This window comes from Bacillus sp. FSL R7-0166 (assembly GCF_038008935.1).
Taxonomy (GTDB): domain Bacteria; phylum Bacillota; class Bacilli; order Bacillales; family Bacillaceae; genus Bacillus; species Bacillus altitudinis.
The window spans coordinates 2,565,668-2,582,421 of record NZ_JBBPAC010000001.1 but is presented as its reverse complement, the minus strand read 5'-3'; the positions used below and the strand labels follow the sequence as shown (position 1 = coordinate 2,582,421).

Annotated in this window: 15 protein-coding genes; 11 read left to right on the top strand and 4 right to left on the bottom strand. The window is 41.8% G+C overall.

Annotation, left to right across the window (positions count from 1 at the left end; genetic code table 11):
* The first annotated feature begins 45 nt into the window (after positions 1-45).
* The 6 genes from NST01_RS13280 to NST01_RS13255 all read left to right on the top strand — a co-directional run bounded on the left by NST01_RS13280 (position 46) and on the right by NST01_RS13255 (position 6,720).
* The gene (locus NST01_RS13280; protein ID WP_008343148.1) at positions 46-1,257 is read left to right on the top strand and encodes an argininosuccinate synthase; all 1,212 of its coding nucleotides are present in this window, start codon (positions 46-48) and stop codon (positions 1,255-1,257) included.
* A complete protein-coding gene (gene argH, locus NST01_RS13275) occupies positions 1,254-2,627 on the top strand; it encodes an argininosuccinate lyase (protein WP_008343150.1) in 1,374 nt (457 codons plus the stop codon). Before NST01_RS13280 ends, argH begins: the two co-directional genes overlap by 4 nt.
* Positions 2,628-2,746: 119 nt before the next feature.
* Positions 2,747-3,652 (top strand): phosphotransferase, encoded by a 906-nt coding sequence (locus NST01_RS13270; protein WP_236810008.1) that lies wholly within the window; start codon positions 2,747-2,749, stop codon positions 3,650-3,652.
* Positions 3,653-3,747: 95 nt separating this feature from the next.
* Entirely contained in the window at positions 3,748-4,503 is a 756-nt protein-coding gene (locus NST01_RS13265; protein ID WP_341041985.1) for an SDR family oxidoreductase, read from the top strand.
* Between the two features lie 66 nt (positions 4,504-4,569).
* On the top strand, positions 4,570-5,253 hold the full coding sequence (locus NST01_RS13260; RefSeq protein WP_035391153.1) for a metal-dependent hydrolase: 684 nt from the start codon (positions 4,570-4,572) through the stop codon (positions 5,251-5,253).
* A 144-nt stretch (positions 5,254-5,397) separates the two neighbouring features.
* Positions 5,398-6,720, top strand: coding sequence for a CBS domain-containing protein (locus NST01_RS13255; protein WP_017358275.1), 1,323 nt, complete (start codon positions 5,398-5,400; stop codon positions 6,718-6,720).
* Positions 6,721-6,922: 202 nt separating this feature from the next.
* Here NST01_RS13255 and NST01_RS13250 read toward each other — a convergent pair whose 3' ends face one another.
* Positions 6,923-7,225, bottom strand: coding sequence for a YtpI family protein (locus NST01_RS13250; protein WP_008343164.1), 303 nt, complete (start codon positions 7,223-7,225; stop codon positions 6,923-6,925).
* A 147-nt stretch (positions 7,226-7,372) separates the two neighbouring features.
* On the opposite strand from NST01_RS13250, the gene NST01_RS13245 reads away from it, so the two are divergent.
* On the top strand, positions 7,373-8,314 hold the full coding sequence (locus tag NST01_RS13245) for a DHH family phosphoesterase (protein ID WP_007501719.1): 942 nt from the start codon (positions 7,373-7,375) through the stop codon (positions 8,312-8,314).
* Positions 8,315-8,363: 49 nt separating this feature from the next.
* On the opposite strand, the gene NST01_RS13240 is transcribed toward NST01_RS13245, so the two are convergent.
* From NST01_RS13240 to NST01_RS13230, 3 genes are all read right to left on the bottom strand, one after another.
* A complete protein-coding gene (locus NST01_RS13240) occupies positions 8,364-8,549 on the bottom strand; it encodes a hypothetical protein (RefSeq protein ID WP_008346082.1) in 186 nt (61 codons plus the stop codon).
* A 109-nt stretch (positions 8,550-8,658) separates the two neighbouring features.
* On the bottom strand, positions 8,659-9,162 hold the full coding sequence (gene ytrI / locus NST01_RS13235) for a sporulation membrane protein YtrI (protein ID WP_007501718.1): 504 nt from the start codon (positions 9,160-9,162) through the stop codon (positions 8,659-8,661).
* The gene (locus tag NST01_RS13230) at positions 9,159-9,500 is read right to left on the bottom strand and encodes a YtrH family sporulation protein (protein WP_007501717.1); all 342 of its coding nucleotides are present in this window, start codon (positions 9,498-9,500) and stop codon (positions 9,159-9,161) included. Before NST01_RS13230 ends, ytrI begins: the two co-directional genes overlap by 4 nt.
* A 137-nt stretch (positions 9,501-9,637) precedes the next feature.
* On the opposite strand from NST01_RS13230, the gene dnaE reads away from it, so the two are divergent.
* The 4 genes from dnaE to accA all read left to right on the top strand — a co-directional run bounded on the left by dnaE (position 9,638) and on the right by accA (position 16,490).
* The gene (gene dnaE / locus NST01_RS13225; RefSeq protein WP_341041984.1) at positions 9,638-12,973 is read left to right on the top strand and encodes a DNA polymerase III subunit alpha; all 3,336 of its coding nucleotides are present in this window, start codon (positions 9,638-9,640) and stop codon (positions 12,971-12,973) included.
* Positions 12,974-13,114: 141 nt separating this feature from the next.
* Positions 13,115-14,347 (top strand): NAD(P)-dependent malic enzyme, encoded by a 1,233-nt coding sequence (locus NST01_RS13220; protein ID WP_007501712.1) that lies wholly within the window; start codon positions 13,115-13,117, stop codon positions 14,345-14,347.
* A 305-nt stretch (positions 14,348-14,652) separates the two neighbouring features.
* Positions 14,653-15,528 carry an acetyl-CoA carboxylase, carboxyltransferase subunit beta gene (accD, locus tag NST01_RS13215; RefSeq protein ID WP_008346077.1) on the top strand — a complete coding sequence of 292 codons (876 nt, stop codon included), beginning with the start codon at positions 14,653-14,655 and terminating at the stop codon, positions 15,526-15,528.
* Positions 15,513-16,490 (top strand): acetyl-CoA carboxylase carboxyl transferase subunit alpha, encoded by a 978-nt coding sequence (accA, locus tag NST01_RS13210; RefSeq protein WP_017358272.1) that lies wholly within the window; start codon positions 15,513-15,515, stop codon positions 16,488-16,490. The genes accD and accA overlap by 16 nt, the downstream gene beginning before the upstream one ends.
* Positions 16,491-16,754: the final 264 nt, after the last annotated feature.

The window sequence follows — 16,754 nt, the reverse complement described above, 5'->3', positions numbered from 1 at the left end:
AAAAACATTTACAGAATCAAAACAAGCGAGAGGAGCTTTTCAAACATGTCACAAAATAAAAAAGTCGTATTAGCATATTCCGGAGGTCTTGATACCTCTGTTGCAGTTAAATGGTTACAGGAGCAAGGTTACGAAGTTGTTGCTTGCTGCCTGGACGTAGGTGAAGGAAAAGATTTAGCATTCGTTCAACAAAAAGCACTTCAAGTCGGAGCTGTTCAATCTTACATGATCGACGCAAAAGAAGAGTTTGCTGAAGAATTTGCACTTGCAGCACTGCAAGCACACACGATGTATGAAGGGAAATACCCGTTAGTATCTGCACTATCTCGTCCGCTCATTGCCAAAAAATTAGTGGAAGTCGCAGAGAAAGAAAATGCCGTAGCCGTTGCACACGGATGTACAGGGAAAGGAAACGACCAAGTTCGTTTTGAAGTATCAATCAAAGCATTGAATCCAGACCTAGAAGTTCTTGCACCAGTGCGTGAATGGAAATGGTCTCGTGATGAAGAAATCGACTATGCACAAAAGCACGGTATTCCAATTCCGATTAACCTAGACAGCCCGTATTCAATCGACCAAAACCTTTGGGGCAGAAGTAACGAATGTGGTATTTTAGAAGATCCTTGGGCAGCGCCGCCAGAAGGTGCTTATGATCTGACAAATCCACTTGAAAAAACACCTGACACTCCTGAAATCATTGAAATCACGTTTGAAAAAGGAAAACCAACAGCGATTGACGGAATCCAGTATTCATTATCTGATCTCATCCTTCATTTAAATGAAGTTGCTGGCCAGCATGGTGTAGGCAGAATCGATCATGTTGAAAACCGTCTTGTTGGAATCAAATCTCGTGAAGTATATGAGTGCCCAGGTGCAGTTACCCTATTAAAAGCACACAAAGAACTTGAAGACTTAACGCTTGTCAAAGAAGTAGCACACTTTAAGCCAATCGTTGAACAAAAAATGGCTGAATTAATATACAACGGCTTATGGTTCTCACCACTTAAATCAGCACTAGATGCATTCTTACAAGAAACGCAAAAGAACGTAACAGGTGTTGTACGTGTGAAACTATTTAAAGGCCATGCCATTGTAGAAGGACGTAAATCACCATATTCACTTTATGATGAAAATCTAGCAACTTACACAAAAGCAGATGAATTCGATCATGATGCAGCTGTAGGATTTATTAACCTTTGGGGTTTACCAACAAAAGTAAACAGCATCGTGAACAAAAAGGAGCAGGTTAAAGCATGAAAAAGCTTTGGGGAGGCCGATTTCAAAAAACACCAGAAAAATGGGTCGATGAGTTTGGTGCATCCATTCATTTCGACAAACAATTAGTCAAAGAAGATCTGACCGGCTCCCTTGCCCATGCAAGTATGCTGAATAAATGCGGTATCATCGGTGATGAGGAGGCCGCTGCAATCAAAGACGGACTGAATACGCTCATGAAAAAGGCAGAGGCGGATGAACTCGATTTCTCAGTGGATTATGAGGACATTCATTTAAACCTTGAAAAAATGCTCATTGATGAGATTGGTCCGCTTGGCGGCAAATTGCACACAGCGAGAAGCCGGAATGATCAGGTCGCAACCGATATGCATTTATATTTGAATAACCAAGTAGAGCATATCATTGAGCTGATCTCTTCTTTTCAAACAGTGCTTGTAGAAAAAGCTGAACAGCACGTTGAAACGATTTTTCCAGGATATACGCACTTACAGCGTGCACAGCCTATTTCCTTTGCCCATCATATGCTTGCCTACTTTTGGATGCTTGAGCGGGACAAAGCACGTTTTCAAGATTCATTGAAGCGGATTAATGTGTCACCACTTGGATGCGGGGCGTTAGCAGGAACGACATTCCCAATTGATCGTGAATATACAGCAGAGCTTCTTGGCTTTGACCATATTTACGAGAACAGCCTTGATGGCGTGAGTGATCGTGATTTCATTTTAGAGTTCTTGTCTAATAGCAGCCTTGTGATGATGCACCTCTCACGTCTTTGTGAAGAAATCATTTTATGGTGCTCTCAAGAATTCAAATTTATTGAGCTTGATGACACGTACGCAACAGGCAGCAGCATGATGCCGCAAAAGAAAAACCCAGATATGGCTGAATTGATCCGCGGAAAAACAGGGCGGGTATATGGCAACCTGATGGGGCTGCTCACGATTATGAAAGGCTTGCCGCTTACGTATAACAAAGACTTGCAAGAAGATAAAGAAGGCATGTTTGATACGGTGAAAACGATCGCTGGCAGCCTGCAAATCTTCACAGGCATGATTCAAACAATGACAGTGAACGAAGACGTTATGAAAAAAGCAACAAAAGAAGATTTCTCAAATGCGACCGAAGTGGCAGACTACCTTGCGAAAAAAGGCATGCCATTCCGTGAAGCACACGAAATCGTTGGGAAGCTTGTGTATACATGCATTCAAAAAGGCATCTATTTAAGTGACCTTCCATTTGAAACATTTACAGAAGCAAGCGGCCTCTTTGAACAAGACATTTACACTGTTCTTGATCCGTATGTTGCGGTTGAAAAAAGAACAAGTGCAGGTGGAACTGGATTCAAACAAATTCAGCTCGCTTTAGAAAAAGCAAAAGCCTGCCTAGCATAATTCGCCAAAACCATTCGTTTATACGGATGGTTTTTTTTCATGGGAAAAAGGAGATTGATCTTCACTGGAGAAAATGAAAGCATACCAGTGTCAAGCTGAATAAGGAGTGACAACAGTTCATGAAGAAAACGCTTCAGGCTTTGTTTGATCAGCCTATCGTATCAGTGAAAACGTTAGGAGAACCATACGATGGCCGGGCTAATGATGTGTGGCTGATTTCCTTACAAGACCAAACGGAATATGTAGTGAAATCTCCAAAAACTGCAAGAGAAGAAAGTGAATTTGTGTATGGGATCAACTTGATTTATGGAGTAGATGCCCGTAATGTACAGGAGCATCTTGATGAAATCAATGAAAAGCTGGCTCATACGAATTCCTTTCATATTCCGAAAGTTGTTCGTAAAGTGAAGAAGGCGGGGAAACACTTTTATGTCATGGAAAAAGTAGAAGGAATCCCTTTAACATCTTTTGAGGGCCGTTCAGCACAATTCTATAGGGATTACGGGAGGAAACTAGCGCATCTTCATTCATATCAAACTAACTTTTTCGGTGCAGTATACGGGGGAGAAAAGAGACATTTGAGAGAATTCCATGCGCTGTTAAAAAAGGCAGTTTCCAAACTTATCAGCCGCTATTACGCTGATCAGCCTGAATATCAGGATTATGCAGAAAAGGTGCAGCAAAAGCTTGAAAAGCTAAGTCCTCCTGATGCAGCCAGTCTCATTTTAATTGATTTAGACCCATCACAATATATTGAAGAAGATGATCAAGTGACGAGTCTAGTTGATACGGAATATGTCGTATTTGGACCAGCTGCGTTTGATTTGATTGCACTCGAATACCTTTTGACGAAAGAAGCTGCACAAGCGGTTCAATTAGGGTATGAAGAGATTTGCCCGCTTCCTCGTCAGCTTCATGAGGTAAGAGAATGCTATCGGTTTGTTTCACTGCTTCTCGATATCCATGGTTCATGGGATATGAAAAAGTGGATGAATCACCCTATACGTTTTTCCCCTCACTGTTAAAGGGTTCAAAAGTGCGAAGGGAGCCGGTTTATAGTAAAGTAAAGATAACAAAAGAAACACATGAACTTGCAACCTTTGCTTTAGGAGGAGATTGTGTGCGACACGCATTAATAACAGCGGGTTCTAAAGGACTTGGCAGGAAAGTCACCGAGTCTTTACTGAATATGGGGTATTCTGTGACAGTCAATTATCGAAGTGATGATGAAGCTGTCCGGCAGATGAAAGAAGAACTGCAAGAATACGAAGAAAAGATTCAATTTGTCCAAGGCGATGTGACAAACAAAGAAGATTTAAAAAACATAGTCGAGCTGGCAGCAGAGCGATTTGGGCGGATTGATGCCTTGATCAATAATGCTGGACCTTATATTTTTGAACGAAAAAAACTTGCGGATTACTCTGAAGACGAATGGTATCAAATGATGGAAGGCAACCTATCCGCAGTGTTCCATTTGTTCCGAATGGTGATCCCTATGATGAGAAAACAAGGCTTTGGCCGGATTATCACATATGGCTTCCAAGGAGCAGACCATGCGCCAGGCTGGATGCACAGATCAGCCTTTGGAGCGGCAAAAGTGGGCCTTGCGTCATTAACGAAAACCATTGCGATTGAAGAAGCCGAAAACGGCATCACCGCTAATATGGTGTGTCCAGGCAAAATCGTTGGAGACATGAAAGAATCAACGATAGAGGAAGCACGTCAGATAAAAGACGATGAAACACCGATTGGTCGGTCTGGGACAGGTGAGGATATCGGTCGTATCATTTCATTTCTATGTGATGACCGTTCAGACCTCATTACAGGAACCGTCATTGAAGCAACAGGTGGTCTTAATGTGATTCACAGGCACTAAGTTTTTCAGCTTTTTATAGAGGGAATAGACAAAATGAGATCAAATTCGAAAGGTGGATATATTTACATGAAAGCTACATATCATGGACATTCAGTCGTACACATTGAAACAAACGGATACCATATTTGGATTGATCCATTTTTAAATGGAAATAAGCACACGGATATCAAACCGCAAGATGTGAAAGCAGATGTGATTTTGCTCACGCACGGGCATGGAGATCACGTCGGAGACACGATTGAAATCGCTAAAAACAATGACGCACTCGTGATTGCGCCATTCGAACTTGCCACTTATTTAGGCTGGCAAGGGGTGAAAACGCACCCGCTTTCTATAGGCGGCGGACGTGAATTTGAATTTGGTAAAGTCAAACTGACGCAAGCGTTCCATGGCTCAGCGGTCATTGATGAAGAATCCAAAACGATTACGTATACAGGTATGCCATCCGGTATTTTATTTACTGCTGAAGGCAAAACAATTTATCATGCTGGAGACACGGCTCTCTTCTCGGATATGAAACTCATTGGGGAGCTGAATCATATTGAGCTCGCCTTCCTGCCAATAGGTGATAACTTCACGATGGGACCAGACGATGCGAGAATCGCAGCAGAGTGGCTTCGTGCGAAACAAGTCGTACCGATTCATTACAGTACATTCCCGCCGATTGAGCAAGATCCTCATGCCTTTGCAGACAGCTTGCATGGCGGCGTGGGTCACGTATTAAACAGCGGAGAATCCATCGATATTTAATAATAGGAAGAAAAGCCGGCATCCAACCGGCTTTTTTTATTTGCCTGTATCGTGCTCGTGTAAAAGACAAATTGCTATTAAAAGCCTCCTGCCTTTATAATGAAATATAGATGAAAACGCTGAAAACAAAAAGGGTGAACGGGATTGGCGACAAAGCATGAGCAAATTTTATCGTATATTGATTCATTAGATGTCGGAGAGAAAATTTCTGTCCGGCGTATAGCGAAAGAAATGAAAGTCAGTGAAGGCACGGCTTACCGGGCTATTAAGGATGCTGAAAATAAAGGGTTCGTGAGCACCATTGAACGAGTCGGTACCATTCGAATTGAACAGAAGAAAAAAGAAAATATTGAAAAGCTGACATATGCGGAAGTGGTCAATGTCATTGATGGCCAGGTGCTTGGTGGACGAGCTGGCTTACATAAAACGTTAAATAAATTTGTCATCGGTGCAATGGAACTGGATGCAATGATGCGTTACACAGCAGCAGGCAACCTGTTGATCGTAGGAAACCGAATCAATGCTCACCGGCAAGCATTAGAGGCGGGAGCGGCTGTGCTGGTCACGGGGGGATTCTCAACAGATGATGAAATTATTCAGCTCGCAGATGAGCTTGAGCTACCCATTTTATCAACAAGCTACGATACATTTACCGTAGCGGCTCTCATTAACCGGGCCATTTATGACCAGTTGATTAAAAAAGAAATTGTGCTTGTGGAGGATATTTTAACGCCGATAGAACGGACCGTCTATTTATCGCCAGAAGACAAACTTGAGAAATGGTATGAAAAGAATTATGAAACCGGGCACGGCCGGTTCCCGGTAGCAGACGATCAAATGAAAATACACGGCATTTTGACCTCAAAAGATATTGCAGGCCATGACCGTTCTACACCGATTGAAAAGGTGATGACAAAAAATCCGCTGACCGTTATTGGCAAAACATCTGTCGCTTCAGCTGCACAAATGATGGTGTGGGAAGGTATTGAGGTGCTGCCAGTTGTAAATGATCATGCGAAGCTGATTGGGATGATTAGCCGTCAGGACGTGCTGAAGGCGCTGCAAATGATTCAAAAGCAGCCGCAGGTCGGTGAAAAGCTGGATGATGTCGTGTCACGAGGATTTAAGGAGACTGAGACAGAAAAACCAAAAACAGATGCGGTGTACCAATATGAAGTCTCACCACAAATGACAAATCAGCTCGGCAATATTTCGTATGGTGTGTTTACACAAATTTTAATCGAATCAGCCAACCGCTTCTTAAAGTCTCATAAAAAAGGCGAGCTAATTGTAGAGAGTCTTTCTGTCTATTTCTTAAAACCGGTTCAAATGGAATCCACGATACAGATCAAACCGAATATTTTAGAAGTTGGGCGCAAGTTTGGAAAGCTGGAAGTGGAAGTTTACCATCAGTCAAATATTGTAGGCAAAGCGATGTTGATGGTGCAGCTGATGGAGAGAGGATAATAGGCAAAAAAGGGCGGCATGAATGCGCCCTTTCAGCGTGTAAACAAACCCTCGTATTCTTTATCAGTCCTGCGTGCTGGTGCTCACGAATGTGACATTCGCTCCGCGCCAGTACTCCTCCTTCCTAGGGCTGCAAAGGTTTTCTATCACGCTGAAAAGAAGAGAAAGGGCTAAAATAAAGTTCATTTTAGCCCTTTCTCTATTATGCGTGGTCTTTTTCGCCTTCCTTTAAAAAGAGCGGAAGATAGTGCTTATAGGCTTTATATCCGGCCCATGTACTGCCGATACCAACTGCAACAAAAACAAACCCAATGACAAATGCGAGTGACGAGCGGTTTAAAAATAATTGATTCACACCGAAGAGCAGGACAAAGCAGCCAAGTGCCATACTTGATTTGGCAGACCAGAATTTCTTTTCGACCGGCCGGTTCGTACGGACATTCTTTGCTTTGTAATATAAATAAAACATGGCAGAACAAATAATAAACACAATCAAAACAAGCATGTGCCAAGCCTCCATTGTAAGTGGTTACAACCCTATTTTAAACGTAAATAGGCTTGCTTACTAGAATAAATTGTCTATTCCTCACTTTTCTGTCTGGGTAGATTATGATTTAATAATAAAAAGAGTATCGCATAAGAAGGAGTATTTATGAAAAAAGAACTGATTAGAACCATATCATTATATGACACCATCATCATTCATAGACATGTAAGACCTGATCCAGACGCATATGGATCGCAGTGCGGCCTTACGGAAATCTTGCGTGCCACCTATCCAGAAAAAAATATTTATGCGACAGGAACCCCTGAGCCATCCCTTTCATTTTTATATGAATTAGATGAGGTGCCAGATGAAGTGTACAAAGGTGCCCTTGTCATTGTCTGTGACACTGCGAATCAAGCAAGAATTGATGATCAGCGTTATTCAATGGGCGATAAGCTGATGAAAATTGATCATCATCCGAATGAAGATCCGTATGGTGATTTGCTTTGGGTTGATACAGAAGCAAGCTCTGTTAGTGAAATGATTTATGAGCTGTATTTAGAGGGGAAAGAAGAAGGATATCAGCTGAATACAAAGGCGGCAGAACTCATTTATGCCGGCATTGTAGGAGACACAGGCCGTTTCCTTTTCCCAAACACAACGAAAAAGACACTCAAATATGCAGGTGAACTCATCGAATATCCGTTTTCATCATCAGACCTTTTCAATCAATTGTATGAGACAGATTTGAATGTCGTGAAATTAAATGGCTATATTTTTCAACATATCTCCTTATCAGAGAATGGCGTAGCTTCTGTTTTTATTAAACGTGACATTTTGGAGTCGTTCCAAACAACAGCGCAGCAAGCCTCACAGCTTGTTGGAACACTTGGAAATATTGCAGGGATTAAGGCATGGGTCTTTTTTGTGGAAGAGAACGATCAGATTCGTGTGAGATTCCGCTCAAAAGGCGTCGTCATTAACACCATTGCTAAAAAATATCATGGCGGAGGTCACCCGCTTGCAGCCGGTGCGTCCATATATGATTGGGCAGTTGCAGATGAGATTTTGCGTGATTTAGAAGAAGTATGTAAATCATCATCGTGAGAGAGGGGCTTCAAGTCCCCCCTCTCTTTTTTTGTGCTTGAGAAAAGGGTTACTTGGATACAGGGATAAACCAGCAGCCGATGTCAGTTGAATCTTCATAGGCTTGGAGATTTTGATGCTTTAATTCTTTTTTAATTAAATGGGCCATCATTTCTGTCTCGGCATAAGCACACATGCCGTCTTTAATCCGGCTTGCTTTGTCTCGTGCCATTTGACGATAGCTGTAAACCTCCATTGTTCTCACCTCTTTCTTGTGATGATCTCGTTCTTCTTTTAGTGTATAAAAATAACAAGTGAAAAGCGATCATTGAGTGCAGAAATTCATAAAAATTCCACATCATCTATTATTCAGCAAAGGAAATACGCACTTCAAGCGATAGCTTTGTATAAATGGTCAGCTCAGTGACTTTGGCGCGGTATGCCTTTTCTCTAATCGTATATTCTTTATTTTCCACGGTCCGTTTTAAGAGCTCTTTTGTTTTATAGACACTTTCAATATCCTTTGTGATCACCTCTGAGATATCCTCTTTCACCTGATCTTCAAATTTCAAGGTATCTGGCTCCGGGATTTTGTACTGCTCACGGTTGACGAGGTGAACATCTACGCTCTGAATAAGCAGACGCTGCTTATTGTCTTCATTTAATTTATGCAAATCTTCCCGATAGAGTGTGATTTGTTCTTTCAGACTGTCCATATGGTGCTGCTGGCTTCTGAGCAGTGTCACTTGCTTCTCTTGAAAGGTGCCATACGTAAAGAGAAAAATCAGCCAGCTGATAATTGCGCCGAACATCATCCCAGCAAAAAAACGCTGCCAGCCTGGACGTTTATACAGCTCAGGCACCCTCATGATGACACATGCTCCTGAGTGAGCCACGTAATCAGGAGATACCCCGTTTGCGCACCGCCCATAGCAGAGATAATTAACAAGATCTGCTTGAAAATATCACGTGTGTTCCCTTCGAAAATCCCTCTTTCAAAACTATAGACCGCATCAAAAGTTCCACCGATTGCCGCAACAAGTGCCCAAATTTTTAAGCGGTTGGCAAGACTTGAAATAATTGATAGCGGTGGCTGACCAGATAAATATGCACCTACCCCGCCGATAATGGCACCGCCCAAAATAACCCCCAGTGCGATAAAATAACAGCTAATAAAGTTTGGAATAAAGGCTTCCTTCACATCCATTTTTCCCACCTCACTCTATTCAATATATGGCGTGTGCTGGACAAGTATGAACGAGCGGAAAAGAAAGAACATTTGTTTCTCACCGCATCGCGTTTTATAATGAAAGAATGAATTTAGACGAAAGGAGTGGATTAAGCATGTCCTATGTTCATCTTCAGGTCCACAGTGGATACAGCTTGTTGAGCAGTGCAGCGAAGGTCAAGGAGCTCGTATTAAAGGCGAAAGAACTTGGCTATCAAGCGCTCGCTCTTACGGATGACCATGTGATGTATGGAACGGTTGAATTTTATAAGGAATGTAAAACACATGGCATCAAGCCGATTATCGGTTTAACAGCTTCTGTCTTCATAGATGAACAAGAGACAGAGGCTTATCCTTTGATCCTCCTTGCCAAAAACAATGAAGGCTATCAAAACTTGATCAAAATTAGCAGTGTCTTGAAATCAAAGTCAAAAACCGGCCTGAAAGAGAAATGGCTGAAAGCCTATCATCATGGCCTTATTGCCATCACACCAGGCGTATCCGGCTATATTGAAACGCTGCTGCAACATGATCAGCTAGATGAAGCAAGGGATGCAGCGAGCCATTTAAAAGATCTTTTTGGTGAGGAACATGTGTATTTAGCCGTTCAGCCGTTTCAGCAGGACGAAGAGCTGTCTCATAAGCTGCGGGAACTCTCAAAAAGGGCGAACATCCCGCTTGTGGCAACAGGTGACGTCCACTATATCCATCAAGAGGACAAAACCGCATATACATGTTTAAAGGCCATTAAAGCAGGCCAGCAGTTATCAGAAATAGAGGAAGACCAAGGAGACAAGCATTTCAGATCGACCGAAGAAATGATGAAGTGGTTTGGTGATGATCCAGAATTGCTGGCAAGAACGGTTGAGATTGCAAACCGCTGTGAGGTCGATTTAAATCTTGGTCAGACGAAACTGCCAACTTATCCGACGCCTGATCAATCAACAGCTGATCAGTTTTTACGAAGAGTGTGCCAAGAAGGCATGAAACGAAGACAGATTGCTTCAAATGACACATATATCAAAAGGCTTGAGTATGAGCTGAGCATCATTCAAAAAATGAATTTCAGTGATTATTTCCTCGTTGTGTGGGATTTTATGAAGTATGCTCATGATCATGGCATTGTCACAGGTCCTGGCAGGGGATCAGCAGCAGGCTCTTTAGTTGCGTATGTTCTGTTTATTACAGATGTCGATCCGATCCGTCACGGGCTTTTATTTGAGCGTTTTTTAAATCCTGAACGCATCAGCATGCCAGATATAGATATCGATTTTCCTGACACGAGAAGAGATGAAATCATTTCATATGTAAAAGATAAATATGGGGATATGCATGTGGCGCAAATTGTCACGTTTGGAACACTTGCCGCAAAGGCAGCTTTAAGAGATGTCGGACGTGTGATGGGAATTGATTCAAAAGCAGCAGACCGCCTTGCAAAGCTCATCCCATCAAAGCCAGGGACGACACTGAAAGAAGCGGTGACAGTCTCCTCAGAATTAAAAACACTGCTCCAGCAATCTGAAGAGCTGCAAAGAGTGTTTCAAACCGCTTTAAAGGTAGAAGGATTACCAAGACATACGTCAACACATGCAGCCGGCGTTGTCCTAAGTGAGGAGCCGCTCACACAAGTCGTACCTATTCAAGAAGGGCATGATGGAGTGTATTTGACGCAATATGCGATGAATTATTTAGAAGATCTCGGTCTTTTAAAAATGGATTTTTTAGGTTTGAGAAACTTAACATTAATTGAATCCATTAAAAACCAGATTGAAAGACAGGAAAACGTCCACATTAACTTTAGTGACATTTCATATGAAGATCAAAAAACGTTTGATTTGTTATCAGCGGGAGATACAACGGGGATTTTCCAGCTGGAGTCACAAGGTATGCGTCAGGTGCTGAGACGACTGAAACCTTCTAGTCTAGAAGATATCGTGGCTGTCAATGCCTTATACCGCCCGGGACCGATGGAGAATATCCCGCTCTTTATCGACCGAAAGCATGGCAGAGTGAAAGTCTCCTACCCGCATCCAGATTTGTATGACATCTTAAAGGATACATATGGGGTCATCGTCTATCAGGAGCAAATCATGCTGATTGCAGCAAAGATGGCAGGCTTTAAGCTGGGCGAGGCCGATCTACTAAGAAGAGCCGTTTCAAAGAAGGATAAAAAGGTGCTTGATGAAGAGCGAAGCCATTTTGTTGAAGGATGCCTAAAAAAGGAGTATCCTGTTAACATTGCAAATGACGTTTATGACCTAATCGTCAAATTTGCAAACTATGGTTTTAATAGAAGCCATGCTGTTGCATATAGCATGATCGGCTTTCAGCTTGCTTATTTAAAAGCGCATTATCCGTTATATTTTATGTGCGGTCTTTTAACGAGTGTGATTGGAAATGAAGACAAAGTGGCTCAATATTTCTATGAGGCAAAGGAAAAAGGGATATCGGTGTTGAAGCCTTCTATTAATAAGAGCGAATTTCCATTCACGGTTGAAAAAGGGGAGATCCGCTACAGCTTAAGAGCGATCAAAAATGTCGGAGTGTCAGCTGTAAAGGATATATACAGAGCAAGACAGGAAAAGCCATTTGAAGATTTATTTGATTTTTGCGCAAGGGTATCAACAAAGAGTGTCAACCGAAAAACGATTGAAGCCCTCATTTTCTCAGGGGCAATGGATGAGCTTCATCCAAATCGTGCTTCGTTATTAGCATCGATAGATATTGCGTTAGACCATGTGTCATTTTTAACACCTGAGGATCAACTGGACTTTCTTGGGGATACAACGTTCTCCATTAAGCCAAAATATGCGGAGATAGACGAACTGCCGCTTGTTGATCTCCTGCAATTTGAAAAAGAAGCACTCGGGTTATATTTATCAAATCACCCTGTACAAGCGTATCGAGATCGCTTAAGAGAGAATGGTGCGGTGGAAATCATCAGACTTTCTTCCTATATAAAGCGAAAGATCTCAATGGGTGGTCTTTTGACAAAGGTGAAATCGATTCGGACAAAAAATGGACAATCGATGGCATTTGTCACATTCGGGGATGAAACGGGAGAAATGGAAGGTGTCGTCTTTCCAGAGCAATTTAGAAAGCTGTCCCCCTTACTTGAGGAGGGCGCAATGCTTTATGTTGAAGGCAGAATAGATGTCAGAAATGAGAGCAGTCAAATCATCGTGCAAGAAGCTGTTCTACTGGAAGAGATGGGCTCTAAAAGAAAAGAATCTGTCTACATTCGAGTCAAAGAAGAGAACCATACGCAGGAACTGCTAGAACAAGTGAAACGAGTGATCTCCATGCACAGCGGAGAAGCAGATGTCTATTTGTATTATGAAAAGCAAAAAAAGACGATGAGACTTCCAGATGCATACAAAGTTCATGCAGATCATGCGGTCATTTTCCAGTTAAAAGAGCTGCTAGGTGAACAAAACGTTGTGATTAAATGATGACAAATCGTTTGAATATGTTTTACAATTTCACCTATTGTGTTATCATTTTAAAGATTCTGTGTATTTAAACTGCCAAGTATGTGCTTATCAACTTAGCAATTCATTAAATCATTTTCCACTTGAAGGAGTGTTCATCACATGTCATTAAGAGAAGAAGCATTACATATGCACAAAGAGAATCAAGGCAAACTCGAATCAAAATCAAAGGTACAAGTGAAAAATGCGAAAGACTTGAGCTTGGCTTACTCACCAGGTGTGGCAGAGCCATGTAAAGATATTTATGACGACACAAGCAAAGTGTATGATTATACAATGAAAGGCAATATGGTTGCTGTTGTCACAGACGGAAGTGCTGTGTTAGGGCTTGGAAACATTGGGGCAGAAGCATCTCTTCCAGTAATGGAAGGAAAAGCTGTCTTATTCAAAAGCTTTGCAGGTGTTGATGCATTCCCAATCGCACTTGCAACAAACGATGTAGACAAAATCGTTGAAACAGTGAAGCTTCTTGAGCCGACATTTGGCGGCGTGAACCTTGAAGATATTGCAGCACCAAACTGCTTTATCATTGAAGAGCGTTTGAAAAAAGAGACAAACATTCCTGTTTTCCACGATGATCAGCACGGGACAGCGATTGTAACAGTGGCAGGACTTGTGAATGCACTGAAGCTGTCTGGAAAATCAATGTCTTCAATTAAAGTGGTTGCAAACGGCGCTGGAGCAGCAGGAATTGCGATTATCAAACTTCTTTATCATTTCGGTGTACGTGATATCATCATGTGTGATACAAAAGGCGCTATTTATGAAGGCCGTCCGAATGGTATGAATGCAGTGAAAAATGAAGTAGCTAAATTCACGAACCAAGATCGTAAAGAAGGTTCTTTAGAAGAAGTGATTGAAGGCGCAGATGTCTTTATCGGCGTTTCAGTAGCAGGTGCTTTAACTAAAGAAATGGTTGGAAAAATGGCAAAAGATCCTGTCATCTTCGCAATGGCGAATCCAAACCCAGAGATCATGCCAGAAGATGCACATGCAGCAGGTGCAAGTGTTGTAGGAACTGGCCGTTCTGACTTCCCGAACCAAGTGAACAACGTCCTTGCATTCCCTGGTATTTTCCGCGGGGCGCTTGATGTACGTGCGACACACATTAACGAAGAAATGAAAATTGCAGCTGTTGAAGCGATTGCTTCCCTTGTATCAGATGAAGAATTGTCAGCGGAATACGTTATCCCTGCACCATTTGATGCACGAGTAGCGCCAGCGGTAGCCAAAGCAGTGGCAAAAGCAGCAATGGAAACGGGCGTTTCAAGAATCAAAGTAGACCCAGAGGCTGTTGCAGAAAAAACAAGAAAATTAACGATTATCGGCGAGTAATCGAATTGGAAAAGTGTGCACGTTCTTTCTGAATTTGGAGGAAAAACGTGCACCATTTCCTCTCTTACACGAAATTTTTTTCATCCTAAATGAGATTTTTTTGTAGACGTTCACAATTCACATATACCAACTACTCAGCGCCCCAAACCTATACTCATTTCTCATCAATTCCCCACTGAAAAAATTGAATGAAGGATGACAGCGTTTGACAAAAAAAGTACAATAGTTTCGGTACAGTTATGACATGTCCTATAATAGTGGATGTGCGTGTAAAGAAAAAACCCTTCAAAAAGGGAGGTAGTCATTTGTCAATCAAGAATATTTTCAGTAAAAAGAAAAAATATGCATCTGTACCCTCTGAACAGGCAAGTCAAGATGTGCCTGAAGGCATCATGACCAAATGTCCGCAATGTAAAAAAATAATGCTCACCAAAGAACTAGATAAAAATTTACGTGTTTGCATGAATTGCGGCAGACATTTGCAAATGAATGCAAAACAACGTATTGAAAGCCTTGTAGACGAAGGCACATTTGAAGAATTTAACGGTCACCTCATTTCTGAGAATCCGCTCGGTTTCCCAGGCTACGAAGAAAAGCTTCAGAAAGACAGAGAAAAAACTTCTTTGAATGAAGCCATCGTGACAGGAAAAGGTGAAATTAAAGGTCAAAGTGCTGTCATTGCTGTCATGGATGCCACGTTCCGTATGGGCAGCATGGGCTCAGTTGTTGGTGAAAAGATTACATTAGCTATTGAGAAAGCAAAAGCGGACAAGGTGCCATTTATCATCTTCACTGCATCTGGAGGAGCAAGAATGCAAGAGGGGATTCTTAGTCTAATGCAGATGGCAAAAACAAGTTCAGCATTAAAGCTGTTCAGCGAGGATCAAGGTCTGATTATCTCTGTGATGACCAATCCGACAACTGGCGGTGTATCAGCTAGTTTTGCGTCTCTCGGTGATTACAACTTTGCAGAGCCTGGTGCATTAATTGGTTTTGCTGGTCGCAGAATCATTGAACAAACCATTCGTGAAGACCTACCAGAGGACTTCCAAACGGCTGAATTTTTAATGAAGCATGGTCAGCTAGATGCTGTGATTCACCGTGCAGAAATGAAAGAAACATTAGGCCAAATCTTAGCATTACACAGCACAGGAGGTGAACGAGAGTGGCTGGAGAACTAGAATTTGAAAAACCTGTCATTGAACTTCGAGCGAAAATTGATGAATTGAAAAAGTTCACACAAAACTCAGAGATGGATTTAAGTGCGGAAATTGAGCGCCTTGAAACGCGTCTGAGTAAGCTTGAAACAGACATTTATACAAATTTAAAGCCGTGGGACAGAGTGCAAATTGCTCGTCATGCGATGCGCCCAACAACTCTCGATTACATTCAAGAGCTGTTTGATCACTTTTTCGAATGTCACGGTGATCGTTTTTATGGTGACGATGAAGCCATCGTTGGAGGAATTGCCACGTTTAAAGGACTTCCTGTCACAGTCATTGGTCATCAGCGCGGAAAAGACACAAAAGAAAACTTGCGCCGTAATTTCGGGATGCCGCATCCAGAAGGTTACCGTAAAGCATTGCGCTTGATGAAACAAGCAGATAAATTTAATCGTCCAATCATTTGCTTTATTGATACAAAAGGAGCTTATCCTGGTAAAGCAGCTGAAGAACGCGGACAAAGTGAAGCAATTGCGAAAAACCTTTTCGAAATGGCAGGACTTCGTGTACCGGTTGTCTGTATTGTCATTGGAGAAGGCGGAAGTGGCGGAGCACTAGGCTTAGGCGTAGGAAACCACCTATTTATGCTAGAGAACTCAACATATTCAGTGATTTCACCTGAAGGTGCAGCAGCACTGCTCTGGAAGGACTCATCACTTGCAAAAAAAGCTGCAGAATCAATGAAAATTACCGCTCCAGACCTAAAAGAATTAGATATTATAGATGATGTTATTAAAGAAGTGCAAGGTGGAGCACACCGAGACGTGAAACAACAAGCAGCCTACATTGAAAAAACATTAAAACAGTCACTTACATCTTTGCTCAAACAATCGCCTGAAGAATTAGTCGAACAAAGATATCAAAAATACAAAGCAATCGGCAAAGTATCGATTGAAAATCAATATATTGGGGTAAACTAAATAAACGTACAGCCTTTTGGCTGGCGTTTATTTTTTTCGTCTTTTTTCATCAAAACGATCTGATGTAAGCGCTATTTGAAAATAATTTTCTTTTGTTTTCATAAAATTTGAAACGTCTGAAAACGCTGATTTGACAAGGTTTAGAGCACTTGAAACAACTGTTTTTTGAACAAAGTGCTTTCATGACTTTCTTAACTTTTGTTTAAAAACATTTTATTTAATTGTATAATAAGTACGGTTTTAGAAATTCGTATTGAAAACATC